Raw genomic sequence first — 23431 nt, forward strand, 5'->3', positions numbered from 1 at the left:
GGGAGAGGGAGAAAGGCTTCTTAGCACAGCTCTAACTGCAAATTATTATCTTTAATCACCTGCATCACGCCCGCCGGCGGCATCACGTCGGTGTAGACCGCGTCCACCATGCTGATGCTGCCCATGTTCACCATCGCGTTACGACCAAACTTCGAATGGTCTACCACCAGCATCACGTGACGTGAGTTTTCAATAATCGCGCGCTTGGTGCGCACCTCGTGATAATCAAACTCCAGCAGCGAGCCGTCGCTGTCGATGCCGCTGATCCCCAGAATGCCAAAGTCGAGGCGGAACTGAGAGATAAAATCGAGGGTCGCTTCGCCGATAATCCCGCCGTCGCGGCTGCGCAGTTCGCCGCCCGCGAGGATGATGCGGAAGTCATCTTTCTGCATCAGGGTATTGGCCACGTTCAGGTTGTTGGTGACCACGCGCAGGTTCTCGTGATCCAGCAGCGCATGAGCGACCGCTTCCGGCGTGGTGCCGATATCAATAAACAGCGTCGCCCCGTTCGGGATCTGGCTGGCGACCTTGCGGGCAATGCGCTCTTTCTCTGCCGTCTGCGTCGCCTTACGGTCATGCCAGGAGGTATTGACCGAACTGGACGGCAGCGCCGCCCCGCCGTGGTGGCGAAGAATACGGTTCTGATCGGCCAGATCGTTCAGGTCACGACGGATGGTCTGTGGGCTGACGGCAAACTGCTCCACCAGCTCTTCGGTGCTGACGTATCCCTGTTTTTTTACCAGTTCGATAATAGCGTCATGACGTTGTGTTTGTTTCATCAATTATCCCTGAGAATTATGTTCGTTTTCGCGCATGGAGCGTGTCGGCAAAGGCCATTGCCAGCCCCACGGCCAGCCCGGCGACGTGCGCACCGTTGGCGATAGACATACCAAACAGATCAAACCATCCGGCAATTAGCCATATTAACGCAAAGGTTATTAATCCGCGCTGCAGATAGATGCCGCTTTCCGGATCGCGCTCCCCGCGAAGCCAGACGTAGCCCATCAGGGCATACACGACGCCCGACAGCCCGCCGAACCACGGCCCGCTAAACTTGTGCTGCACATAGCCGCTCAGCAGGGCGCTGATAAGAGTGATAACGATCAGCTTGCCGCTGCCCAGGCGCTTTTCAACGGCACCGCCGAGATACCACCACCAGAGCAGGTTAAAGAGAATATGCATCACCGAGAAGTGCATCAGCGCGTGGCTAAAGTAGCGCCAGACGTCAAACTCAAGAGACGGGTCATAGGGCCAGGCCAGGGCAATCATCACGCTCTGGTCGCCCACCACGTTCATAATAATGAAGACGATAATGCAGGCCGCCATCAGCAGCAGCGTAAACGGGCCGGCGCGTTCGCGGATGGTGGCGAGGAAGGGAAAACGGCTGTAGTGCAATCCGCTGTCGGTCTGCCCGGACTGCCAGCTTGCAGCCAGATAGCGCGGGTCGCCAGGGTTCTCAAGAAAACGCGCCAGCTCTTCATTTACGCGCGCGGCCTGGCTCTCATCGGCCAGCCAGACGTCGGTCTGGTTATGTTGCTGAATGGTCAGAATAACGCCCTGCGTCGCCATATAGTCGACAAACGCCTGGGCGACGCGCGGGTTGGTAAAAGAGGTGATCATCAACATGGGCAGCGGTCGCTTATTTCCACACAAAAGGGGACAGTATAGCGGGATCAGCGCTCAAAAGCGTATTCCACTTCTGCCGGGAAGTGACGATGCCAGGCATCGAAGCCGCCGTCGACGCTGTACACCGCGTCGTAGCCCTGCTGAAGCAGATACTGCGCCGCGCCTTTGCTGCTGTTGCCGTGGTAGCACATGACCATCACCGGCGTCTCGAAGTCGTTATCGCGCATAAACGCGCCCAGCGTGTCGTTGGTGAGATGGAACGCGCCCGGCGTGTGGCCCATCGCAAAACTCTGCGGATCGCGGATGTCCACCAGCACCGCTTTTCCCTGGTGCATCTTCTGATGGGCTTCTTCTACGTTAATACATTCAAACTGATCCATGGTGTTCTCTTTACAGTGGTCAACGACAAGATTTTACCCCGTAGTGTACGTCCTGGCGGCGGGTAAACGCCATTATGTTATCCATATCACTCTAAATTGTTTTTTTGATGTTACCAAAAGCGCGTTCCTTTGCTATTATGAGCGATATCGAACATTTCTGAGCTTTAACGAAAGTGCATGAGGGTGTTATGGAAACCAAAGATCTGATTGTGATAGGCGGTGGCATCAACGGTGCCGGTATTGCGGTCGACGCCGCAGGACGCGGTTTATCCGTACTGATGCTGGAAGCTAACGATCTCGCCTGCGCGACATCGTCCGCCAGCTCCAAACTGATTCACGGTGGCCTGCGCTACCTGGAACACTACGAATTCCGCCTGGTCAGTGAAGCGCTGGCCGAACGTGAAGTGCTGCTGAAAATGGCACCACATCTGGCGATTCCGATGCGCTTCCGCCTGCCCCATCGCCCGCATCTGCGTCCGGCGTGGATGATTCGAATCGGTCTGTTTATGTACGATCATCTGGGTAAACGCACCAGCCTCCCGGGTTCGAAAGGTTTGCGTTTTGGCTCAGAATCGGTCCTTAAGCCTGAAATCGTGCGCGGTTTCGAATATTCCGACTGCTGGGTGGACGATGCGCGTCTGGTGCTGGCGAATGCCCAGATGGTTGAGAAGAAAGGCGGCGAGGTGAAAACCCGCACCCGCGCGACCTCTGCCCGTCGTGAAAACGGCCTGTGGATTGTGGAAGCGGAAGACATCGATACCGGCGAGAAATTCAGCTGGAAAGCGCGCGGACTGGTGAACGCCACCGGTCCGTGGGTGAAGCAGTTCTTCGACGACGGCATGCATCTGCCTTCACCGTACGGCATTCGCCTGATCAAGGGCAGCCACATTGTGGTGCCGCGCGTGCATACCCAGAAGCAGGCCTACATTCTGCAGAACGAAGACAAGCGCATCGTGTTTGTGATCCCGTGGATGGACGAATTCTCGATCATCGGCACCACCGACGTGGAGTACAAAGGCGATCCGAAGAACGTCGAGATTGACGAGAGCGAAGTGAGCTACCTGCTCAACGTGTATAACGCGCACTTTAAGAAACAGCTGTCGCGCGACGACGTTGTCTGGACCTACTCCGGCGTGCGTCCGCTGTGCGATGACGAATCTGACTCACCGCAGGCCATCACCCGCGACTATACGCTCGATATTCACGACGTTGACGGCCAGGCGCCGCTGCTTTCCGTGTTTGGCGGCAAGCTGACCACCTACCGCAAGCTGGCCGAGCACGCGCTGGAAAAACTGGCGCCGTACTATAAAGGAATTGGCCCGGCATGGACCAAAGGCGCGGTACTGCCCGGCGGTGATATCGGCGATAACCGCGATGATTACGCCGCGAAGCTGCGCCGTCGCTTCCCGTTCATCACCGAAGGGATGGCGCGCCACTATGCCCGCATCTACGGCAGCAATACCGAACTGTTCCTGGCCGACGCGAAGGACATTGCGGATCTGGGCGAGCATTTCGGCCACGAGCTGTACGAAGCCGAGCTGCGCTACCTGGTTGAGCACGAGTGGGTTCGTCGTCTGGATGATGCTATCTGGCGTCGTACCAAAGAAGGGATGTGGCTCAACGCCGAGCAACAGTCTCGCGTGGCGCAGTGGTTACTGCAAAATGCGGGGAAGCGTGAGCTGTCGCTGGCGTCGTAATACGAGCGGTGCGGGCTGATGCCCTCACCCTCTCCCACAGGGAGAGGGAACAAACGCTAAAAACGGCAACCGGGGTTGCCGTTTTGCTTTTACAACCTCACCGGATCAATATGCCAGATCGTCTCGGCATACTCCTTGATGGTCCTGTCAGACGAGAAATACCCCATATTGGCGATGTTATGCATCGCGACACTGGTCCACTTCTCCTGCTGACGATACAGTTCGTCCACCCTGTCCTGACAGTCCACGTAGCTGCGATAATCCGCCAGCACCTGGTAGTGATCGCCAAAGTTAATCAGCGAATCCACCAGATCGCGATAGCGGCTCGGTTCATCCGGGCTAAACACGCCGGTCGCGATCTGCGTCAACACCTGACGTAACTCTTCATCCTCTTCGTAATATTGACGCGGCGAGTAGCCTTTCCTGCGCAGCGCCTCCACTTCTTCCGTCGTGTTACCGAAGATGAAGATATTCTCTTCGCCCACGTGCTCCAGCATCTCGACGTTCGCCCCGTCCAGCGTGCCGATGGTCAGCGCGCCGTTAAGGGCAAACTTCATGTTACTGGTGCCGGAGGCTTCCGTACCCGCCGTGGAAATCTGCTCAGAGAGATCCGCCGCCGGGATGATCATCTGCGCCAGGCTCACGCTGTAGTTCGGAATGAACACCACCTTCAGCTTGTCGCCAATGTCCGGATCCTGGTTGACTACCTTCGCCACGTCGTTGATGAGATGAATGATGTGCTTCGCCATGTAGTAGGCAGAAGCCGCCTTACCGGCGAAGATCTTCACGCGCGGCACCCATTCGGCCGTTGGATCGGCCTTAATGCGGTTGTAATGGGTGATCACGTGCAGCACGTTCATCAGCTGACGCTTGTATTCGTGGATGCGTTTGATCTGAACGTCGAACAGCGCTTTCGGGTTTGCCACCACGTTGAGGTGCATCGCCAGCCAGACCGCCAGACGCTTTTTGTTTAGCAGCTTGGCTTCACGCACGGCTTTGTTCACCGTCGGGAAATCAATATGCTGTTCCAGCTCGCTCAGCTGGCTCAAGTCGGTACGCCAGGTACGGCCGATATTCTCGTCCAGCACCTCAGAGAGCGGCTGGTTGGCCAGCGCCAGCCAGCGGCGCGGCGTGACGCCGTTGGTCACGTTGCAGAACCGCGTCGGGAAGATTTTCGCGAAGTCCGCAAAAAGCGACTGCACCATCAGGTTCGAGTGGAGCTCGGACACGCCGTTGACCTTGTGGCTGATGACGACCGCCAGCCAGGCCATACGCACGCGGCGCCCGTTCGACTCATCAATGATGGAAGCGCGGCTCAGCAGCCCGGTATCGTTCGGGTACTGCTCCTGCAGGGTCTTAAGGAAGTAGTCGTTAATCTCAAAGATAATCTGTAGATGGCGCGGCAGAATTTTGCCGAGCATGTCCACCGGCCACGTTTCCAGCGCTTCGCTCATCAGCGTGTGGTTGGTGTAGGAGAACACCTGACAGGTCACTTCAAACGCGTCATCCCAGCTGAACTTATGCTCGTCGATCAGCAGGCGCATCAGCTCCGGAATAGAGAGCACCGGGTGGGTGTCGTTAAGGTGGATCGCGGTTTTCTCCGCCAGGTTGGCGTAGGTTTTGTGCAGCTGATGATGGCGGCTGAGGATATCCTGAATCGTCGAGGAGACGAGGAAATACTCCTGGCGCAGGCGCAGCTCGCGGCCGGAGTAGGTCGAGTCATCCGGGTACAGCACGCGGGACACGTTCTCGGAGTGGTTTTTGTCTTCCACCGCCGCAAAGTAGTCACCCTGGTTAAATTTACCGAGGTTAATTTCGCTACTGGCCTGGGCGCTCCACAGGCGCAGCGTGTTGGTGGCATCGGTGTCATAGCCGGGGATAATCTGGTCGTAGGCCACGGCCAGGATCTCTTCCGTTTCTACCCAGCGGGATTTTTTCCCTTCCTGCTGGATACGTCCGCCAAATCGCACCTTGTAGCGCGTATTGTGGCGCTTAAACTCCCACGGGTTGCCGTACTCCAGCCAGTAGTCCGGGGACTCTTTCTGACGCCCGTCGACGATGTTCTGCTTGAACATGCCGTAGTCGTAGCGAATACCGTAGCCGCGGCCCGGCAGCGCCAGCGTCGCCAGCGAGTCGAGGAAGCAGGCGGCGAGACGCCCCAGACCGCCGTTGCCGAGGCCCGGGTCGTTCTCTTCGTCTATCAGCTCTTCTAAATCTAACCCCATCTCTTCCAGGGCGGTTTTGACGTCGTCATAAATACCGAGCGACAACAGCGCGTTGGACAGCGTGCGGCCAATCAAAAATTCCATCGACAGGTAGTAAACCTGACGCGTTTCCTGCGAGAGCTGGGCGCGGTTTGAGCGCAGCCAGCGTTCCACTAAACGGTCACGCACCGCAAACAGGGTGGCGTTCAGCCACTCGTGCTTGTTGGCGATAACCGGATCTTTCCCGATGGTGAACATCAGCTTGTAGGCGATGGAGTGCTTTAACGCCTCAACGCTGAGCGTGGGTGAAGAGTAGCTAAATGGAGCGTTCATATCAGTAACTTCGCCTCGTTACATCAAGCGTTGATAGAGATCGCGGTATGACTGCGCCGCGACGTGCCAGCTAAAGTCCATGGACATCGCCTGACGCTGAACGTAACGCCAGAGCGATGGACGGGACCACAAGACGAAAGCACGCCGAATCGCCCGAAGCAGCGACCAGGCATTACTGTCCTCAAAGACAAACCCGCTGGCGATACCGTCCGCCAGGTTTTCCAGAGAGCTATCGGATACGGTATCCGCCAGTCCGCCCGTGCGGCGCACCAGCGGCAGCGTGCCGTATTTCAGGCCGTAAAGCTGCGTCAGGCCGCAGGGTTCGAAACGGCTCGGCACCAGGATGACGTCCGCGCCGCCCATGATGCGGTGCGAGAACGCTTCGTGGTAGCCAATCTGCACGCCCACCTGTCCCGGGTGTTCCGCGGCGGCGGCAAGGAAACCTTCCTGCAGCACCGGGTCGCCCGCGCCGAGCAGCGCCAGCTGTCCGCCCTGCTCCAGTAAACCGGGCAGCGCCTCCAGCACCAGATCCAGCCCTTTCTGGCTGGTCAGGCGGCTGACCACCGCGAAGAGCGGCACTTTGTCGTTAACCTTCAGGCCCATCGCAATCTGCAGCTGGCGTTTGTTTTCCGCTTTATCTTCCACGGAATCACGGCCGTAGCGCGCCGCCAGCAGGAGATCGGTTTCCGGGCTCCAGATCTGTTCATCCACGCCGTTCAGAATGCCCGACAGGCGGCCTTCGCGGTGGCGCTGTTGCAGCAACCCTTCCATGCCGTAGCCAAACTCCGGCTGGGTGATCTCACGCGCGTAGGTTGGGCTCACGGCGGTAATATGATCGGCGTAATAGAGCCCGGCTTTCAGGAACGAGATCTGCCCGTTAAATTCCAGCCCGTGCATGTTATAGAACGATAATGGCAGATCGATTTCACTCATGTGATGGGCATAGTACATCCCCTGATACGCCAGGTTGTGCACGGTAAAGACCGATTTCGCCGGGTGGCCGCGCGCGGCGAGATACGCCGGGGCAAGCCCGGCGTGCCAGTCGTGCGCGTGCACCACATCCGGACGCCAGAACGGATCCAACCCCGTCGCCATTTCTGCTCCAACCCAGCCGAGGAGCGCAAAGCGCAGCACGTTGTCGGTATAGGCGAACAGGTTCGTATCGTGATACGGGCTGCCCGGTCGATCGTATAAGTGCGGCGCGTCGATCAGGTAAATCCCTACGCCATTGTAATGTCCAAACAGCAGGGTAATGCGTCCGGCAAACGTTTCACGGCGGGTCACCACTTTTGCATCAGGTATACCGCGCCGGATATCCGGAAAGGCGGGCAGCAGGACTCGGGTATCCACGCCTCCGGCGATTTGCGCTGCCGGTAATGCACCCAGAACATCTGCCAGACCGCCCGTTTTTAACAACGGGAACATCTCAGAACATACATGTAAAACCTGCATCATCGCTCCTGTTTGATCTGCAGCTTCCGCAACATTTCCCGTGTGACTAACACGATCCCCTCTTCCGAACGATAGAAACGACGCGCGTCTTCTTCCGCGTTTTCACCAATCACCATCCCTTCTGGAATGACGCAGGCACGATCGATAACGCAGCGGCGCAGACGGCACGAGCGCCCTACCCAGACATCCGGCAACAAGACTGCCGAATCGATATTACAGAATGAATTTATCCGCACGCGGGGGAACAGCACAGACTGCACCACCACCGAGCCTGAAATAATGCACCCGCCGGACACCAGCGAGTTCAGCGTCATGCCGTGGCTGCCGGAGCGGTCCTGAACAAATTTGGCCGGCGGCAGCGATTCCATATGGGTACGAATCGGCCAGTTCTGGTCGTACATATCCAGCTCAGGCGTGACCGATGCCAGGTCGAGGTTCGCTTTCCAGTACGCTTCCAGGGTTCCCACATCGCGCCAGTAGGGTTCCGCATTCGGGTCGGACTGCACGCAGGACAGCGGGAAAGGATGTGCATACGCCATGCCAGCTTTCGTGATTTTCGGAATGATGTCTTTACCGAAGTCGTGGCTGGAGTTTTCGTCTTTGTCGTCTTCTTCCAGCAGCTCATAAAGATAATCTGCATCAAAGACATAAATCCCCATGCTGGCGAGCGATTTGGTGTCATCGCCGGGCATAGTTGGCGGGTTCGCTGGCTTTTCAACAAAGTCGATAATTTTGTCGTCGGCGTCCACGTGCATCACGCCAAACGCCGTCGCTTCAGCAACGGGCACAGGCAGACACGCCACGGTGCAGCGCGCCCCTTTTTCGACGTGGTCGATGAGCATGTGGGAGTAATCTTGCTTGTAGATGTGGTCCCCGGCGAGGATCACGATGTATTCCGCGCTGTAGCGACGAATGATGTCGAGGTTCTGCGTCACCGCATCCGCCGTGCCGCGGTACCAGTTCTCGCCGTGGACGCGCTGCTGAGCAGGAAGGAGATCGACAAACTCGTTCATCTCTTCGCTGAAGAATGACCAGCCGCGCTGGATATGCTGAACCAGCGTGTGCGACTGATACTGCGTGATGACGCCAATACGGCGAATGCCCGAGTTCAGGCAGTTGGAGAGCGCAAAGTCGATGATGCGGAACTTACCACCAAAGTGAACAGCCGGTTTGGCGCGCTTGATGGTCAAATCTTTCAGACGTGTACCACGCCCACCCGCAAGAATCAGGGCAACCGTTTTTAATGGTAGCTGGCGTGCCAACATTAAGGGATCGTTCTTCTCTAATCTAACCATGACTAACTCCTTTTTTATCATCTTTGGAATACGCACACTCCGTGCGCAGGCCCGTGCCAGACAGCCATTACTACCGGATTATCCGCTCCGGCAAAGGGGGGAACAGCTCGCCATTCCCCTTCAGGTAAAACAATCTCTGCGACGTCATTCGTCGCGTTCAGCGTGACCAGCCACTTATCCGAGAGCAGGATTTGCAGGCGTGGTACGCCGTGTTGCCACTCTTGCGCGCTTAACGGTTGCGCGTCTTTATTCAACCAGCGAACGTTGCCGTCACCCTCTTCCCACCAGCGGTCAGCGGTCAGCGCGGGGATCTGCTGGCGAAGATGGATCAGCGCAGCGGTAAAATGAATCAGCCCGCTGTTGGCTTCACCCCAGTCGAGCCAGGTTAAGGTGTTGTCCTGGCAATACGCATTGTTGTTACCGTGCTGGCTATGGCCGTGTTCATCGCCTGCCAGCAGCATCGGCGTGCCCTGCGACAATAAAAGCGTTGTCAGCAGCGCGTGAACGCTGGCGCGTCGCCGCTCGATGACGTCCAGGCTTCCGCCTAACCCTTCTATACCATGATTAAAGCTATGGTTATTGTTAGTACCATCGCGATTCTCTTCGCCGTTTGCCTCATTGTGTTTCTGATTGAAACAAACGCAGTCCCTGAGCGTAAAACCGTCGTGCGCCGTCAACAGATTGACGGTGGCCGACGGGCGTTTGCCGTCGCGCTTAAAGAGATCGCTCGACGCGGCAAAGCGTCCGGCAAATTCCCCCAGCGACAGATTGCGTTCCAGCCAGAAGCGTCGTACGGCGTCGCGGTAGTGATCGTTCCACTCGGCAAACAGCGGCGGGAAATTCCCGACCTGATAACCGCCTTCGCCGATGTCCCACGGCTCGGCAATGAGCTTCACCTGCGAGAGCACCGGACAATTTTTTATCGCCTCAAACAGCGGAGCCTGCTGGCTGAACGCTGGCGTACGCCCCATCACGGGCGCCAGGTCGAAACGAAAACCGTCGACGTGGAACGTCTCCACCCAGTATTTCAGGCATTCATACGCAAAATGCGTGACCGCCGGATGGCTGAGGTTGAGCGTGTTACCGCAGCCGGTCCAGTTCTCATAATCGCCATCCTGCCTGATCCAATAATAGCTACGGTTATCAATTCCGCGCATGGAGAGCGTCGGACCGTCGAGATCGCTTTCGGTGCTGTGGTTCAGCACCACGTCCAGAATGACCTCGATCCCCGCCGCGTGGAGCGCCTTCACCGCATCGCGGAACTCGTCCCGCGCCTTTTCCGGATGGACGGCATAGCGCGGTTCGAGCGCGAACATCGCCAGCGGGTTGTAGCCCCAGTAGTTGCTGAGCCCCAGCCGCTGCAGACGCGGCTCGCTGGCAAAATGCGCAACGGGAAGCAGTTCCAGAGCGGTGATGCCGAGGTGTTTCAGGTAGGCGATCATGGTGGGATGCCCGAGCGCCTTATAGGTGCCGCGCATCTCTTTGGGGATCGACGGGTGCAGGTACGTCAGCCCTTTGACGTGGGCTTCATAAATGACGGTATTGCCCCACGGCGTCTGCGGCGGGGCATCGTCTTCCCAGTCATAAAGATCGTTTACCACCACGCTTTTTGGCGCGACGGGCGCGCTGTCGCGGTGGTCGGGCTCGCCGTAGCCCACGTGGAACAGCGGGTCGTCTATAAATTCGCCGTCCACGCGGTGCGCGCACGGGTCAATTAACAGCTTCGCCGGGTTAAACCAGTGCCCCTGCGCTGGCTCCCACGGGCCGTGAACGCGAAAGCCGTAGTGCATGCCTGGCCGTCCCCCGGCCAGGTAGCCGTGCCAGGTATCCCCCGTGCGCGCGGGTAAATCGTAACGGTGCTCGTTACCTTCCCCATCAAACACGCACAGTTCTACCCGCTCAGCGTGAGCGGAAAAGAGGGTGAAATTGACACCCTTTCCGTCAAAACGCGCGCCGAGCGGTTCGGGTTTACCTGCCGTAAGCTGCGTCATTCGCCCTCCCGCATCAGCCAGATGGTGCCAAGCGGCGGCAGCGTCAGGCTCAGGGAATTGGGTCGCCCGTGGCTTTCGATGGCGTCGCTCTGTACCAGCCCGCCGTTACCGGCGTTGCTGCCGTGGTAGTGCATGGAGTCGGTATTCAGGATCTCGCGCCATTTGCCCGGCTGGTTAATGCCGAAGCGGTAGTGTTCGCGCGGCACCGGCGTGAAGTTGCTGGCGACGATGATTTCGTTACCCGCCTTGTCACGACGCACAAAGACAAACACCGAGCGCTCGTGGTCGTCCACAACCAGCCACTCAAAGCCGTACGGATCGAAGTCGAGCTCGTGCAGCGCTTTGTGGTGGCGGTAGGTCAGGTTCAGGTCGCGCACCAGACGCTGCACCCCGTGGTGCCAGTTGTCGCCGCCTTCCAGCAGGTGCCAGTCGAGGCTGGCGTCGTGGTTCCACTCGCGGCCCTGGGCGAACTCATTGCCCATAAACAGCAGTTTTTTGCCCGGGAAGGCAAACATCCAGCCGTAGTAGGCGCGCAGGTTGGCAAATTTCTGCCACGCGTCGCCCGGCATGCGGTCAAGAATCGATTTTTTGCCGTGCACCACTTCATCGTGCGACAGCGGCAGCATGAAGTTTTCGGTGTAGTTGTAGAGCATCCCGAACGTCAGCTTATCGTGATGATACTTGCGGTGAACCGGATCCAGCTTCATGTAGTCGAGCGTGTCGTGCATCCAGCCCAGGTTCCACTTATACCAGAACCCCAGGCCGCCTGATGACGGCGGACGGGAGACGCCTGCAAAGTCGGTCGACTCTTCCGCCATGGTCACGGCACCGTCCACCTGTTCGCCGATAATGCGGTTGGTATTGCGCAGGAATTCAATCGCTTCCAGGTTTTCACGGCCGCCAAACTCGTTCGGGATCCACTCGCCCTCTTTGCGGCTGTAGTCGCGGTAGATCATCGACGCCACCGCATCGACGCGCAGGGCGTCAATGCCAAACCGCTCGATCCAGTACAGGGCATTCCCGACCAGATAGTTTGCGACCTCACGGCGACCGTAGTTGTAGATCAGCGTATTCCAGTCCTGGTGATAGCCTTCGCGCGGGTCGCTGTGCTCGTACAGCTTCGTGCCGTCAAACTCTGCCAGCGCAAAGTCATCCGACGGGAAATGGCCCGGCACCCAGTCGAGGATGACGTTCAGCCCGGCGGCGTGCGCGGCATCAATGAAATAGCGGAAGTCATCGCGCGTGCCGAAGCGGCGCGTTGGCGCATACAGCCCGGTAGGCTGATAGCCCCAGCTGCCGTCGAACGGGTGCTCGTTGACCGGCAGCAGCTCAAGGTGGGTAAAGCCCATCCATTTGGCGTACGGCACCAGCTGGTCGGCAAGCTCACGGTAGCTCAGCCAGAAGTTGTTATCGGTGTGGCGACGCCAGGAGCCAAGGTGTACCTCATAGACGGAGATGGGCGCATCAAAGCGGTTGGCCTGTTTACGCTCCTCCGTCTGGACGACCTTCTCCGGCAGGCCGCAAATCAGCGACGCGGTATCCGGGCGCATCTGCGCTTCGAAGGCATACGGGTCGGCTTTAATGCGCAGCTTGCCGTTGGCGTCGATCATCTCGAATTTATAAAGCTGCCCGGGGTGCGCTCCGGGGATAAACAGCTCCCAGATGCCGCTTTCCCGGCGCAGACGCATCGGATGGCGGCGACCGTCCCAGTAGTTGAACTGGCCGACAACGGAGACGCGCTGGGCGTTAGGCGCCCACACCGAGAACCGCGTGCCGGTAATGCCGTCCATGGTATCGGCATGGGCACCCAGGGTTTCATAAGGGCGAAGATGCGTTCCTTCGGAGAGCAGCCAGGCATCCATCTCTTTAAGCAGAGGGCCAAAGCTGTAAGGATCGTCAATCAGGTTTTGCTGACCGTGCCAGAGAACGGCGAGCTGATAGCGAAAAGGGTTTTTACGGCGGGGCATCACGCCCGAGAAGAAGCCACGGGAATCGAGGCATTCAAGATTACCGACCTTGCGGCCGGTTTTGGGTTCAATCACCCAGACTTCTGTGGCATCCGGTAACAGTGCCCTAACTTCAAGGCCATCCTCAGTTTGATGCATCCCAAGCACAGAAAAGGGGTCAGCAAAATGACCCGCAATAAGCGCATTAATCACGTCTCTATCCACACGATCGGACATGGTATTCATCCTGTTTTTTATGTCGTCCTTTTTAAGCGCTCCGGGACGACTTTTAATGTGACCTGAACGGGACAGCACAAAAATGTGCATCCATTCTGCTCCGTTCGAACCTCAGGTAAGAAATGACTCTTCCTTAAAGCATAGCCAACGCTCTAGATGACTCCTGATAAAAAATAAGACATACGCGTGTTACTCCATGTAGTACGCAAAAAAAGGGGGTGAAAATCACCCCCGGTAGTTAACAAATTATTACGCCAGCTGGCGCAGCATGCGGCGCAGCGGCTCGGCGGCGCCCCACAGGAGCTGGTCGCCGACGGTGAACGCTGAGAGATACTCCGGCCCCATGTTCAGCTTGCGCAGACGGCCAACCGGCGTGGTCAGCGTGCCGGTAACGGCAGCCGGGGTCAGCTCGCGCATGGTGATATCGCGATCGTTTGGCACCACTTTCGCCCACGGGTTGTGCGCGGCCAGCAGCTCTTCCACGGTCGGAATAGACACATCTTTTTTCAGTTTGATGGTGAAGGCCTGGCTGTGGCAGCGCAGCGCGCCGATACGCACGCACAGACCGTCAACCGGAATGGTGTTCGCGGTATTGAGGATTTTGTTGGTCTCGGCCTGGCCCTTCCACTCTTCGCGGGTCTGGCCGTTATCCAGCTGTTTGTCGATCCACGGGATCAGACCACCGGCCAGCGGTACGCCGAAGTTGTCCACCGGCAGCTCGCCGCTGCGGGTCAGCTGAGTCACTTTACGCTCGATATCCAGAATAGCGGACGCCGGGTTTGCCAGCTCGGTCGCAACGCTGTGGTGCAGCTGGCCCATCTGGGTCAGCAGCTCGCGCATATGACGCGCGCCGCCGCCGGACGCCGCCTGGTAGGTCGCCACGGAGACCCACTCCACCAGATCCTGCGCGAACAGGCCGCCGAGGGACATCAGCATCAGGCTGACGGTGCAGTTACCGCCAACAAAGGTTTTCACGCCGTTGTTCAGGCCGTCGGTGATGACGCCCTGGTTCACCGGGTCAAGAATAATGATGGCATCGTCTTTCATGCGCAGCGAAGAAGCCGCGTCAATCCAGTAGCCCTGCCAGCCGCTTTCACGCAGCTTTGGATAGATTTCGTTGGTATAATCGCCGCCCTGGCACGTCACAATAATGTCGAGTGCCTTCAGCGCTTCCAGATCGTAAGCATCCTGCAACGTGCCTGTGGTACCACCAAAGGACGGAGCAGCCTGGCCGAGCTGGGAAGTGGAGAAGAAGACCGGGCGGATAGCGTCGAAATCGCGCTCTTCAACCATGCGTTGCATGAGTACAGAGCCGACCATACCGCGCCAGCCGATAAAACCAACGTTTTTCATAGCATTTTTTTCCTGCTGAGGGTGTGTGCTGATTGTGCAAGCCAGTATTGAACTGGGATATGCTTCACATTACAAAATGCTGCCAAAGTCGCAAGCGAAATTAATCGATGATTGCCCGGCAATCAGAAATACAGCTAATTATCATAATAACCTTAGAGAACCTCAGGGATAAGTTATATGAGTGAAATCATTTCCGCAGCGGTTTTATTGATTCTGATAATGGATCCACTGGGTAACCTGCCGATCTTCATGTCGGTGCTGAAGCACACCGAGCCGAAGCGCCGCCGGGCGATCATGATCCGCGAGCTGCTCATCGCCCTGCTGGTGATGTTTATCTTCCTGTTTGCGGGTGAAAAAATTCTCGCGTTCCTGAACCTGCGCGCCGAAACCGTGTCGATTTCCGGCGGGATTATTCTGTTCCTGATTGCCATTAAGATGATTTTCCCGAGCGCGGAAGGCAGCAGCAGCGGCCTGCCTGCGGGTGAAGAGCCGTTTATCGTGCCGCTGGCGATCCCCCTCGTCGCAGGACCAACGATTCTGGCCACGCTGATGCTGCTGTCGCATCAGTATCCGAACCAGATGAGCCATCTGGTCATTGCCCTGCTGATCGCCTGGGGCGGGACGTTTATCATCCTGCTGCAGTCGTCGCTGTTCCTGCGCCTGCTGGGTGAGAAAGGGGTGAACGCGCTGGAGCGCCTGATGGGGCTGATTCTGGTGATGATGGCAACGCAGATGTTCCTGGACGGGATCAGGGCGTGGATGAAGGGATGACGTTCTCCCTCTCCCCGCGGGAGAGGGCCGGGGTGAGGACATCAGGCCGCAGAGGCAGCCCACCTACCCCTTACGAATCAAATACCGATACGGCAGCGCCTCGGTCTGCTGTGCTACCAGCTCATGTTCCATAAAGGTACAAAAGCCGGGAATATCGCGGGTCGTGGCCGGGTCGTCGGCAATAATCAGCAGCGTTTCACCGGTCTGCATGTTGCGCACGGTCTTACGTACCATCATTACCGGCTCCGGGCAGCGAAGGCCCTGGGCATCAAGAGTGTGGTCTGGGCTGGAAAACAGGTCGGTCATGGTCTTCTCGGTCTGGTAAAAACGGCTGTAGTTTACGCCCGGTTGCGATCAATGCAAACCAGGTTAACGATTGCGTAAAAACTAACCATTGCAATGTCCTGACAAAGCAGTATCATGCTGCGGTTTTTATTGGGTTCCCTCACCCCAACGTATAAAAAGGTCACAATATGACGTCGTTTTCTGAATCACAGCGCGTAAAAGCGTTGTTCTGGCTTTCGCTTTTCCATTTGCTGGTGATCACCTCCAGCAACTATCTGGTGCAGCTCCCGATCTCCATCTTTGGTTTTCACACCACCTGGGGCGCATTCAGCTTCCCGTTTATTTTCCTCGCGACGGATTTGACCGTGCGTATCTTTGGCGCACCGCTGGCTCGCCGTATTATTTTTTCGGTCATGCTCCCGGCGCTGTTCATCTCGTACGTGGTTTCGTCTCTGTTTTATATGGGAAGCTGGCAGGGCTTTGAGGCGTTAACCCACTTCAACCTGTTTGTTGCCCGTATCGCTGCCGCAAGCTTTATGGCCTACGCGCTGGGGCAGATCCTCGACGTGCACGTGTTTAACCGCCTGCGTCAGAACCATCGCTGGTGGATGGCGCCAACCGCCTCCACGCTGTTCGGTAACGTGAGCGATACGCTGGCCTTCTTCTTTATCGCCTTCTGGCGCAGCCCGGATGCGTTCATGGCCGAGCACTGGATGGAAATCGCGCTGGTGGACTACTGCTTCAAGGTCCTCATCAGCATTGTTTTCTTCCTGCCGATGTACGGCGTGCTGCTCAATATGCTGCTGAAAAGGCTGGCAGATAAATCTGAAATCACGGCATTGCAGGCTGGTTAAGGGTTCGCTTTATCAGTTGTGATAAGATGAGCGAATGAGCCGTTATGGCCGTTTATCGAAAGGAAGAAGTCAATGCGCAATCTGGTTAAATATGTCGGGATTGGCCTGCTGGTTGTGGGTCTTGCAGCCTGTGATAACAGCGACACGAAAACGCCTGCTCAGGGCGCATCCGCAGAGAGCAACGCGACCGGCCAGCCGGTGAATCTGATGGATGGCAAACTCAGCTTCTCTCTGCCAGCCGATATGACCGATCAGAGCGGCAAGCTGGGCACCCAGGCGAACAATATGCACGTTTACTCCGACGCAACCGGGCAGAAAGCGGTCATTGTGATTGTGGGCGACGACACCAGCGAAGACCTGGCCGTCCTGTCCAAACGTCTGGAAGATCAGCAGCGCGGCCGCGATCCGCAGCTACAGGTCGTGACCAATAAATCCATCGAGCTGAAAGGCCACACGCTGCAACAGCTCGACAGCATCATCTCCGCAAAAGGCCAGACCGCATACTCTTCTGTGGTGCTGGGCAAGGTTGATAATAAGCTGCTGACCCTGCAGATCACCCTGCCAGCCGAAGATCAGCAGAAAGCGCAGACGGCTGCTGAAAACATCATTAACACCATCGTGATCCAGTAACGCTTCACGACGATGACGTGGCCTCCGGTGCCTGCACCGGGGGCCATTTTTTTAGCCGCCACGTCAGCAGCAGCGCAATCACCACCAGCCCCGCCGCGGCAAGATAGATCACCGGAACCCCTGCCCAGGCCATCACCAGCCCCGCCAGCGGGCCGGTAATCCCTAAAGACATATCCATAAATACCGTATAGGTCGCCAGCGCCGCCCCCTGATTCTGCTGCGGCACGGCTTTTACCGCCACCACGCCCAGCGCAGGGAAGACCAGGGAGAAGCCAGCCCCCGCGAGGAACACGCCCACTTTCGCGACCCAGGGCACCATCGCAATTCCGGTCAGCAGCAGCCCGACTATCTCTATCGCAAAGCAGATCATCGCCACATTCAGCCCGCCAAGACGGTTGATGCCGTTAGGGAAAAGCAGGCGGGCGCCAACAAACGCACAGCTAAACAGGGTTAACGCAAAGGCCGCGCCGTCCCAGCCTTTGGCGTCGTAGAACAGGGTAATGAAGGTCGCAATCACGCCGAAGCCGGTGGTCGCCAGCGCCAGGGCCATGCCGTACGGCCAGACGCGCCCCAGCACCGCCCGAAACGGCAGCGGCTTGCCCTTGCTAGCCTTCACTTTCGGGCGCGGGAGCGCAAAGAGGATTCCCAGCAGCGCGACCGCCATAATGGTGATGGAAAGCCCATATAGCCCGCCAAGCGCATAGCAGGCCACGCCGAGCGGCGCACCGAGCGCCATCGCACCGTAGGTGACAATCCCGTTCCAGGAGATCACCCGACCAATGTGCGGCGCGCCTACCACCCCCACGCCCCACAGCGTCGAGCCGGTTCCCGCCAGACTTTGCCCGATGCCAAGAATGACGCGCCCCAGGCAGAGCAGCGCCAGGCTGACCAGCGGCCAGTGGCCGGTGGTGGCAGCCAGCAGGTAGCTCAGGCCACTGAGGAAACAGCCGCACAGTCCCACCACCACGATGCTTTTTGGACCGAACGTGTCCGCGTAGCGCCCGGCATGCGGGCGGCTGAGGAGCGTGGCGAAATATTGCAGGCTAATCACCAGCCCCGCCCAGAAGGCGCTGAAGCCCATCACGTCATGGACATAGCCCGGCAGGACCGCCAGCGGCAGGCCAATGGTCAAATAGCTGGCAAAGTTGAAAATCACAACGGAAACGATGCGCAGATTGAGGAGCAGTCCGCTCAGTGCCGGTTCAGCGGCAGGTTCGGGCATGGGGTTCTACCTGGATTTTTTACAACAGTGTTTCACTATTACCACGGCGCAATAAGAAAATCAGCCCCGACTTTCAGATTAACGGTGCCAGACGAAGCGAAGCCCGGGCACTACACTTATCGGGTCATCATATTAAGGAACACGCATGATCGCTAACCCGTCCGACAAAGCTGGACTCCACATCTTATTAAAACTCGCCTGTCTGGTGGTTATCCTTGCGGGTATCCATGCTGCCGCCGACATTATTGTTCAGCTCCTGCTGGCGCTCTTTTTTGCCATTGTGCTAAATCCGCTGGTCACCTGGTTTTTACGCCGGGGCATCAGCCGTCCGGTAGCCATCACCATCGTCGTCATCGTGATGCTGATTGCCCTGACGGCGCTTTTCGGCGTGCTGGCGGCATCGCTGAGCGAATTCTCCACCATGCTGCCGCAGTACAACAAAGAGCTGACGCGTAAAATTGTCGCGCTGCAGGAGATGGTCCCCTTCCTTAATCTGCATATCTCACCCGAACGGATGCTGCGCAGGATGGACTCCGAGAAGGTCATGACCTACGCCACCACCTTGATGACGGGGCTTTCCGGCGCGATGGCCAGCATTCTGCTGCTGGTCATGACGGTGGTGTTTATGCTGTTCGAAGTCCGCCACGTCCCCTATAAGCTGCGCTTTGCGCTGAACAATCCACAAATTCACATTGCCGGGTTACACCGGGCCCTGAAGGGCGTATCCAAATATCTGGCGCTGAAAACGCTCCTGAGCGTCTGGACCGGGGTGATTGTCTGGCTGGGGCTGATGCTGATGGACGTGCAGTTCGCCCTGATGTGGGGCGTGCTGGCCTTTCTGCTGAACTACGTGCCCAATATTGGCGCGGTGCTTTCCGCCGTGCCGCCGATGATTCAGGCGTTTCTGTTTAACGGCTTCTACGAATGCATGCTGGTCGGCGCGCTGTTCCTCGTCGTGCATATGGTGCTGGGTAATATTCTTGAGCCGCGCATGATGGGGCACCGGCTGGGCATGTCGACGCTGGTGGTCTTTTTATCCTTACTGATTTGGGGATGGCTGCTGGGCCCGGTCGGTATGCTGCTGTCGGTTCCCCTGACCAGCGTATGTAAAATCTGGATGGAAACCACCAAAGGCGGCAGCAAGCTGGCGATCCTGCTCGGACCGGGGAGGCCGAAAAGCCGGTTACCCGGGTAACCGACCTACCTGTACAGGTAGGTTTAAACCGTCAGTAATACACCTTAAATTACCGCGTCCTTAATCCGTCGCGGTATTTTATTTGCGTTAAGGCGATATTCATCCTCTTTTTATTTACGTCGTGCGCATTACGCTCAATCGCAATTCATGATTTAACGCAAATTATAAAAATTGAAATGGTTATTTATTTTCCATGTTATTATTCCCGTCTTCGCTTCAACGTAATGCAAACATTAATATTGATTAAAAATACGCCTGACGCCAATGGAAAGCCGGACGGATATTATTTGTAAAAAACACCACCCTTAATTGTTAATATTGATATGGAGTTGTTGATGAAAAAGATCGTTAAATGGTGTGCTGCTGCCGTATTCATTGGTGCACTGGCAGGCTGTGCGCGTACCGCCCCAATCGCTCAGGTTCACTCTATTGTCAGCGCGGGCCATACTGCCGATCAGGTAAAAACGGCAATTTTGAAAGCAGGCCAAAAACGTGACTGGATCATGACGGAAGCGGGCCCGGGAATGATTAAGGGGCGTCTGCAGTCACGCGATCATTCGGTCCAGGTGAGTATTCCGTACACGGCAACAAGCTATTCAATTAACTATGAAAACAGCCTTAACCTGAAAGCGGCAGACGGTAAAATTCACAAAAATTATAACCGCTGGGTGAATAACCTCGACCACGATATTCAGCTGAACCTCTCCGCGGGCGCCGCGCTGTAATATTTTTCTAAAGTCGGGCCCTATATGGCCCGATAACCTTTTTTTAGCCTCAAAGGTTACGCAGGAATGTACGAAAAGGACACACTCAGCGCACTGGATGCCATTACCGAAGCGCAACGCATCGCCTTTGCCCCGATGTTATTCCAGACAGCGCTTTGTCTGCGTAACTCAGGCGTTCTCGCCTGGCTCGATAAACAAGGTAAAGCGGGGGCCAGCCTCGAGGAAATAACGGAACACAGCACGCTCGGCAGCTATGGCGTCAGCGTACTGCTGGATATGGGATTAAGCGGTCGAATCTTTACCCAACAGAATGGACGTTATTTTCTGGCGAAAGTGGGCCATTTTTTACTGCACGACGAAATGACCCGCGTAAATATGGATTTCACCCAGGACGTTTGTTACCAGGGGCTATTTCACCTGGCGGATGCCCTGCAGGAGGAAAAACCGGCCGGATTAGCCGTGTTTGGCAACTGGCCAACCATCTACCCGGCGTTATCCCAATTACCTGCTCCGGCGAAAGAGAGCTGGTTCGCCTTCGATCATTACTATTCTGACGCCGCTTTTGATGCTGCTTTGCCATATATATTCGCAAGCTCGCCGACAAAATTGTACGATGTGGGCGGAAATACGGGTAAATGGTCGTTACGCTGCTGCCGCTATGACGAAAATGTTGCCGTGACGATCCTCGATCTGCCGCAGCAGATAGCGCTGGCGCAGGAAAACATCGCAAAAGCAGGTTTTTCTCATCGTATTGCATTCCATGCTGTCGATATGCTTAGCCCAGCAACATTGCCGGGTGACGCCGACGTCTGGTGGATGAGCCAGTTCCTGGATTGTTTCTCTCCGGATCAGATTGTCGCCATGCTGACGCGCGTCGCAGAGGCCATGAAGCCAGGCGCACGTTTGTGCATCATGGAGCTTTTCTGGGATGCTCAGAAATTTGAAGCAGCCTCTTTCAGCCTGAATGCCACCTCGCTCTATTTCACCTGTATGGCGAATGGCAATAGCCGGTTTTACAGCGTAGAGAAGTTCTATCGCTACCTGGAGAGCGCAGGTTTCAGCGTTGAACAGCGGCTGGACAACCTTGGGGTCGGTCATACCCTGCTGATATGCACCAAACGTGAACAATAGAGCAGCGTAGCTGCCGGGTGGCCCAGCCTGCCCTTTGAATACGGTTTTTTTCGCGGACGCGCGTAGATGAAATTTTCACTGAACATTATCGACTGGCAGGCAAGAGCGCCAGGACTCAGCGATGCCACAGAGTGGCAGGCGTGGTCGCGCCTGCAGCCGGCCGTTGACCCAGCGGCCCCGCTTCCCCGCCTGACCGCTTTACCCATGATGACCGCGCGCCGCCTCAATTCAGGCAGTAAGCTGGCGGTGGATATTGGTCTTGCCATGCTGCAAAACCACGCCGTTGATGCCGTCGTCTATTCCAGCCGCCACGGCGAGCTGGAGCGCAACTACCGTATTCTGCATGCTCTGGCGACCGGACAGTCCGTTTCCCCCACCGACTTCGCGATGTCCGTGCACAATTCCGCGGTGGGTAATCTCACGATCACCGCACGCCAGGCAATCGTCTCGTCATCCATTTCTGCCGGACTGGACACCTTCCAGCAGGCCTTATGTGAAGTGCTGAGCCTGCTGCAGGCGGGCTATTCCCGCGTCCTGCTGGTCGATTTTGACGGCGCGCTGCCGGAATTCTACCATCCGGCGTTACCGCCGCAGATGCCTACCTGGCCCTACGCGCTGGCGCTGGTGATTGAATCCGGCCAGGAATTGCAGTGTGAAACCCGCAGCGGCAGCACGGGTGAAGAACCCGCCCTGCCGCAAAGCCTGATGTTCCTGCAGCGCTATCTCGGCGAGGAACGTCAGTTTGTGGTGCCCGGCGAACGGTTGCTGTGGCAATGGACGCGCGCATGAACCGCCTGGCTGCCCGAATTAACTGGCTATGGCGCCTGGTGATGACCGGCTTCTGCTTCGCGCTGTTTGGCGTGGGCGGGCTGCTGCTGTCGCTGGTCTGGTTCAACCTGCTGCTGATCGTCCAGCGCGACCGCGCTAACCGTCGCCGTCTGGCGCGTCGCAGCATTGCGGCCAGCTTCCGCTTCTTCCTGACCGTGGCGCGCGGCCTCGGCGTACTGGACTATCGCATTCACAATCTTGACGCGCTGCGCAGCGATCGAGGTTGTCTGGTGGTGGCTAACCACCCCACGTTAATTGACTACGTGATTCTGGCGTCGGTGATGCCCGAAACCGACTGCCTGGTGAAAAGCGCGCTGCTGCGCAATCCCTTTGTCAGCGGCGTTATCCGCGCGGCGGATTACCTGATTAACAGCGAAGCCGAGCCCCTGCTCGCGGCCAGCCAGCAGCGTCTGGCTCAGGGCGACACGCTGTTAATCTTCCCGGAAGGCACGCGTACCCGGTTTGGCGAGGCTATCTCCCTCCAGCGCGGCGCGGCAAATATCGCCGTGCGCTGTAACAGCGATCTGCGGGTGGTGCTGATCCACTGTAGCGAACACCTGCTGGATAAAAAAAGCCGCTGGTATGATGTACCGCCAGAAAAACCTGTTTTCACCGTGGATGTCCGCGACCGCGTGAACATCGACGAATTTTACGATGCAAATGAACAAGAACCGGCGCTGGCGGCAAGGCAGTTAAACCGGCATCTGCAGCATCGATTAACATCAGGCCTTCAATCTTTGTCAGGAATTAATGATGCAAGCGCTTTATCTTGAAATTAAGAATCTCATAATCACCACGCTGAATCTGGACGAGCTTACCGCAGAGGATATTGATACCGATGCCGCGCTGTTTGGCGATGGGCTGGGTCTGGACTCTATTGACGCGCTGGAACTGGGTCTGGCGGTAAAAAACCAGTATGGCGTGGTGCTTTCTGCCGAAAGCGAAGAGATGCGCCAGCACTTCTTTTCCGTCGCCACGCTGGCGTCCTTTATCAACGCTCAACGCGCCTGAGATGTGAACGATGACTGAACAAGAAACCATTTATCAGGAAGTCTGCGGCCTTCTGACCAGGCTCTTTGAAATCGACCCGCAGGACATTACGCCCGAAGCCCGTCTTTATGAAGACCTGGAGCTGGACAGCATTGATGCGGTGGACATGATCGTTCATCTGCAGAAGAAAACCGGTAAGAAAATCAAGCCGGAAACCTTCAAATCGGTTCGTACCGTTCAGGATGTGGTAGACGCCGTCGAACAGCTTCTGCGCGAAGAGTAAAAC

Annotated in this window: 22 protein-coding genes; 11 read left to right on the forward strand and 11 right to left on the reverse strand. The window is 57.1% G+C overall.

The window, feature by feature from the left end:
* Positions 1-20: 20 nt before the first annotated feature.
* From LA04_RS20190 to glpE, 3 genes are read right to left on the reverse strand one after another with little or no spacing between them, the layout of a single operon-like run.
* Complete coding sequence (locus tag LA04_RS20190; RefSeq protein ID WP_008503060.1) at positions 21-779, reverse strand: DeoR/GlpR family transcriptional regulator; 759 nt, start codon at positions 777-779, stop codon at positions 21-23.
* Between the two features lie 16 nt (positions 780-795).
* Positions 796-1626 carry a rhomboid family intramembrane serine protease GlpG gene (glpG, locus tag LA04_RS20195; RefSeq protein ID WP_023309506.1) on the reverse strand — a complete coding sequence of 277 codons (831 nt, stop codon included), beginning with the start codon at positions 1624-1626 and terminating at the stop codon, positions 796-798.
* A gap of 47 nt (positions 1627-1673) precedes the next feature.
* Positions 1674-2006, reverse strand: coding sequence for a thiosulfate sulfurtransferase GlpE (gene glpE / locus LA04_RS20200; RefSeq protein WP_006177908.1), 333 nt, complete (start codon positions 2004-2006; stop codon positions 1674-1676).
* A 188-nt stretch (positions 2007-2194) separates the two neighbouring features.
* On the opposite strand from glpE, the gene glpD reads away from it, so the two are divergent.
* Positions 2195-3703 (forward strand): glycerol-3-phosphate dehydrogenase, encoded by a 1509-nt coding sequence (gene glpD / locus LA04_RS20210; RefSeq protein WP_047652896.1) that lies wholly within the window; start codon positions 2195-2197, stop codon positions 3701-3703.
* 89 nt (positions 3704-3792) lie between these two features.
* Here glpD and glgP read toward each other — a convergent pair whose 3' ends face one another.
* The 6 genes from glgP to asd all read right to left on the reverse strand — a co-directional run bounded on the left by glgP (position 3793) and on the right by asd (position 14514).
* Positions 3793-6240, reverse strand: coding sequence for a glycogen phosphorylase (glgP, locus tag LA04_RS20215; protein ID WP_047652897.1), 2448 nt, complete (start codon positions 6238-6240; stop codon positions 3793-3795).
* A gap of 18 nt (positions 6241-6258) precedes the next feature.
* A complete protein-coding gene (gene glgA / locus LA04_RS20220) occupies positions 6259-7692 on the reverse strand; it encodes a glycogen synthase GlgA (protein ID WP_023309509.1) in 1434 nt (477 codons plus the stop codon).
* Positions 7692-8987, reverse strand: coding sequence for a glucose-1-phosphate adenylyltransferase (gene glgC / locus LA04_RS20225; RefSeq protein ID WP_023333724.1), 1296 nt, complete (start codon positions 8985-8987; stop codon positions 7692-7694). The genes glgA and glgC overlap by 1 nt, the downstream gene beginning before the upstream one ends.
* A 17-nt stretch (positions 8988-9004) precedes the next feature.
* Positions 9005-10978: a glycogen debranching protein GlgX gene (glgX, locus tag LA04_RS20230; RefSeq protein ID WP_047652898.1), complete on the reverse strand. Its 1974-nt coding sequence runs from the start codon at positions 10976-10978 to the stop codon at positions 9005-9007.
* Positions 10975-13161, reverse strand: a complete 2187-nt coding sequence (gene glgB / locus LA04_RS20235; RefSeq protein WP_045403403.1) for a 1,4-alpha-glucan branching enzyme — start codon at positions 13159-13161, stop codon at positions 10975-10977. Before glgB ends, glgX begins: the two co-directional genes overlap by 4 nt.
* A gap of 249 nt (positions 13162-13410) precedes the next feature.
* Positions 13411-14514: an aspartate-semialdehyde dehydrogenase gene (asd, locus tag LA04_RS20240; protein WP_023333727.1), complete on the reverse strand. Its 1104-nt coding sequence runs from the start codon at positions 14512-14514 to the stop codon at positions 13411-13413.
* A 177-nt stretch (positions 14515-14691) separates the two neighbouring features.
* Between asd and yhgN the strand changes: the two genes are divergently transcribed.
* Positions 14692-15285: an NAAT family transporter YhgN gene (gene yhgN / locus LA04_RS20250; protein ID WP_003861574.1), complete on the forward strand. Its 594-nt coding sequence runs from the start codon at positions 14692-14694 to the stop codon at positions 15283-15285.
* A 63-nt stretch (positions 15286-15348) separates the two neighbouring features.
* On the opposite strand, the gene tusA is transcribed toward yhgN, so the two are convergent.
* Positions 15349-15591, reverse strand: a complete 243-nt coding sequence (gene tusA, locus LA04_RS20255; RefSeq protein ID WP_008503071.1) for a sulfurtransferase TusA — start codon at positions 15589-15591, stop codon at positions 15349-15351.
* Positions 15592-15758: 167 nt separating this feature from the next.
* Here tusA and LA04_RS20260 point away from each other — a divergent pair, with 167 nt between their 5' ends.
* Positions 15759-16424, forward strand: coding sequence for a 7-cyano-7-deazaguanine/7-aminomethyl-7-deazaguanine transporter (locus tag LA04_RS20260; protein ID WP_023309514.1), 666 nt, complete (start codon positions 15759-15761; stop codon positions 16422-16424).
* Between the two features lie 72 nt (positions 16425-16496).
* Positions 16497-17054 carry a DcrB family lipoprotein gene (locus LA04_RS20265; protein WP_023309515.1) on the forward strand — a complete coding sequence of 186 codons (558 nt, stop codon included), beginning with the start codon at positions 16497-16499 and terminating at the stop codon, positions 17052-17054.
* A gap of 4 nt (positions 17055-17058) precedes the next feature.
* On the opposite strand, the gene LA04_RS20270 is transcribed toward LA04_RS20265, so the two are convergent.
* Entirely contained in the window at positions 17059-18276 is a 1218-nt protein-coding gene (locus LA04_RS20270) for an MFS transporter (protein WP_047652900.1), read from the reverse strand.
* Between the two features lie 145 nt (positions 18277-18421).
* On the opposite strand from LA04_RS20270, the gene LA04_RS20275 reads away from it, so the two are divergent.
* The 7 genes from LA04_RS20275 to LA04_RS20305 all read left to right on the forward strand — a co-directional run bounded on the left by LA04_RS20275 (position 18422) and on the right by LA04_RS20305 (position 23428).
* Positions 18422-19471 (forward strand): AI-2E family transporter, encoded by a 1050-nt coding sequence (locus LA04_RS20275; RefSeq protein WP_047652901.1) that lies wholly within the window; start codon positions 18422-18424, stop codon positions 19469-19471.
* 335 nt (positions 19472-19806) lie between these two features.
* On the forward strand, positions 19807-20196 hold the full coding sequence (locus tag LA04_RS20280; RefSeq protein ID WP_047652902.1) for an LptM family lipoprotein: 390 nt from the start codon (positions 19807-19809) through the stop codon (positions 20194-20196).
* Between the two features lie 66 nt (positions 20197-20262).
* The gene (locus LA04_RS20285; RefSeq protein ID WP_047652903.1) at positions 20263-21327 is read left to right on the forward strand and encodes a methyltransferase; all 1065 of its coding nucleotides are present in this window, start codon (positions 20263-20265) and stop codon (positions 21325-21327) included.
* 66 nt (positions 21328-21393) lie between these two features.
* Positions 21394-22116, forward strand: a complete 723-nt coding sequence (locus LA04_RS20290) for a beta-ketoacyl synthase chain length factor (protein ID WP_047652904.1) — start codon at positions 21394-21396, stop codon at positions 22114-22116.
* Entirely contained in the window at positions 22113-22928 is an 816-nt protein-coding gene (locus LA04_RS20295) for a lysophospholipid acyltransferase family protein (protein WP_047652905.1), read from the forward strand. The genes LA04_RS20290 and LA04_RS20295 overlap by 4 nt, the downstream gene beginning before the upstream one ends.
* Entirely contained in the window at positions 22909-23166 is a 258-nt protein-coding gene (locus tag LA04_RS20300; protein ID WP_008503081.1) for a phosphopantetheine-binding protein, read from the forward strand. The genes LA04_RS20295 and LA04_RS20300 overlap by 20 nt, the downstream gene beginning before the upstream one ends.
* Positions 23167-23176: 10 nt before the next feature.
* Positions 23177-23428, forward strand: a complete 252-nt coding sequence (locus tag LA04_RS20305) for an acyl carrier protein (protein ID WP_008503082.1) — start codon at positions 23177-23179, stop codon at positions 23426-23428.
* Positions 23429-23431 lie beyond the last annotated feature (3 nt).

The organism is Enterobacter sp. UCD-UG_FMILLET, from assembly GCF_000762975.1.
GTDB classification, from domain to species: domain Bacteria; phylum Pseudomonadota; class Gammaproteobacteria; order Enterobacterales; family Enterobacteriaceae; genus Enterobacter; species Enterobacter dykesii.

Bases quoted from the DNA above. Each gene is read 5' to 3' on its own strand.
- LA04_RS20295 (WP_047652905.1), top strand. From the start codon at position 22,113: ATGAACCGCCTGGCTGCCCGAATTAACTGGCTATGGCGCCTGGTGATG.
- LA04_RS20290 (WP_047652904.1), top strand. From the start codon at position 21,394: ATGAAATTTTCACTGAACATTATCGACTGGCAGGCAAGAGCGCCAGGA.
- LA04_RS20305 (WP_008503082.1), top strand. From the start codon at position 23,177: ATGACTGAACAAGAAACCATTTATCAGGAAGTCTGCGGCCTTCTGACC.
- glgB (WP_045403403.1), bottom strand. From the start codon at position 13,161: ATGTCCGATCGTGTGGATAGAGACGTGATTAATGCGCTTATTGCGGGT.
- glpG (WP_023309506.1), bottom strand. From the start codon at position 1,626: ATGTTGATGATCACCTCTTTTACCAACCCGCGCGTCGCCCAGGCGTTT.
- LA04_RS20280 (WP_047652902.1), top strand. From the start codon at position 19,807: ATGAAAAAGATCGTTAAATGGTGTGCTGCTGCCGTATTCATTGGTGCA.
- LA04_RS20285 (WP_047652903.1), top strand. From the start codon at position 20,263: ATGTACGAAAAGGACACACTCAGCGCACTGGATGCCATTACCGAAGCG.
- LA04_RS20275 (WP_047652901.1), top strand. From the start codon at position 18,422: ATGATCGCTAACCCGTCCGACAAAGCTGGACTCCACATCTTATTAAAA.
- tusA (WP_008503071.1), bottom strand. From the start codon at position 15,591: ATGACCGACCTGTTTTCCAGCCCAGACCACACTCTTGATGCCCAGGGC.
- glpD (WP_047652896.1), top strand. From the start codon at position 2,195: ATGGAAACCAAAGATCTGATTGTGATAGGCGGTGGCATCAACGGTGCC.
- LA04_RS20265 (WP_023309515.1), top strand. From the start codon at position 16,497: ATGCGCAATCTGGTTAAATATGTCGGGATTGGCCTGCTGGTTGTGGGT.
- asd (WP_023333727.1), bottom strand. From the start codon at position 14,514: ATGAAAAACGTTGGTTTTATCGGCTGGCGCGGTATGGTCGGCTCTGTA.
- glgA (WP_023309509.1), bottom strand. From the start codon at position 7,692: ATGCAGGTTTTACATGTATGTTCTGAGATGTTCCCGTTGTTAAAAACG.
- LA04_RS20260 (WP_023309514.1), top strand. From the start codon at position 15,759: ATGACGTCGTTTTCTGAATCACAGCGCGTAAAAGCGTTGTTCTGGCTT.
- LA04_RS20300 (WP_008503081.1), top strand. From the start codon at position 22,909: ATGCAAGCGCTTTATCTTGAAATTAAGAATCTCATAATCACCACGCTG.
- glgC (WP_023333724.1), bottom strand. From the start codon at position 8,987: ATGGTTAGATTAGAGAAGAACGATCCCTTAATGTTGGCACGCCAGCTA.
- LA04_RS20270 (WP_047652900.1), bottom strand. From the start codon at position 18,276: ATGCCCGAACCTGCCGCTGAACCGGCACTGAGCGGACTGCTCCTCAAT.
- glgX (WP_047652898.1), bottom strand. From the start codon at position 10,978: ATGACGCAGCTTACGGCAGGTAAACCCGAACCGCTCGGCGCGCGTTTT.
- LA04_RS20190 (WP_008503060.1), bottom strand. From the start codon at position 779: ATGAAACAAACACAACGTCATGACGCTATTATCGAACTGGTAAAAAAA.
- yhgN (WP_003861574.1), top strand. From the start codon at position 14,692: ATGAGTGAAATCATTTCCGCAGCGGTTTTATTGATTCTGATAATGGAT.
- glpE (WP_006177908.1), bottom strand. From the start codon at position 2,006: ATGGATCAGTTTGAATGTATTAACGTAGAAGAAGCCCATCAGAAGATG.
- glgP (WP_047652897.1), bottom strand. From the start codon at position 6,240: ATGAACGCTCCATTTAGCTACTCTTCACCCACGCTCAGCGTTGAGGCG.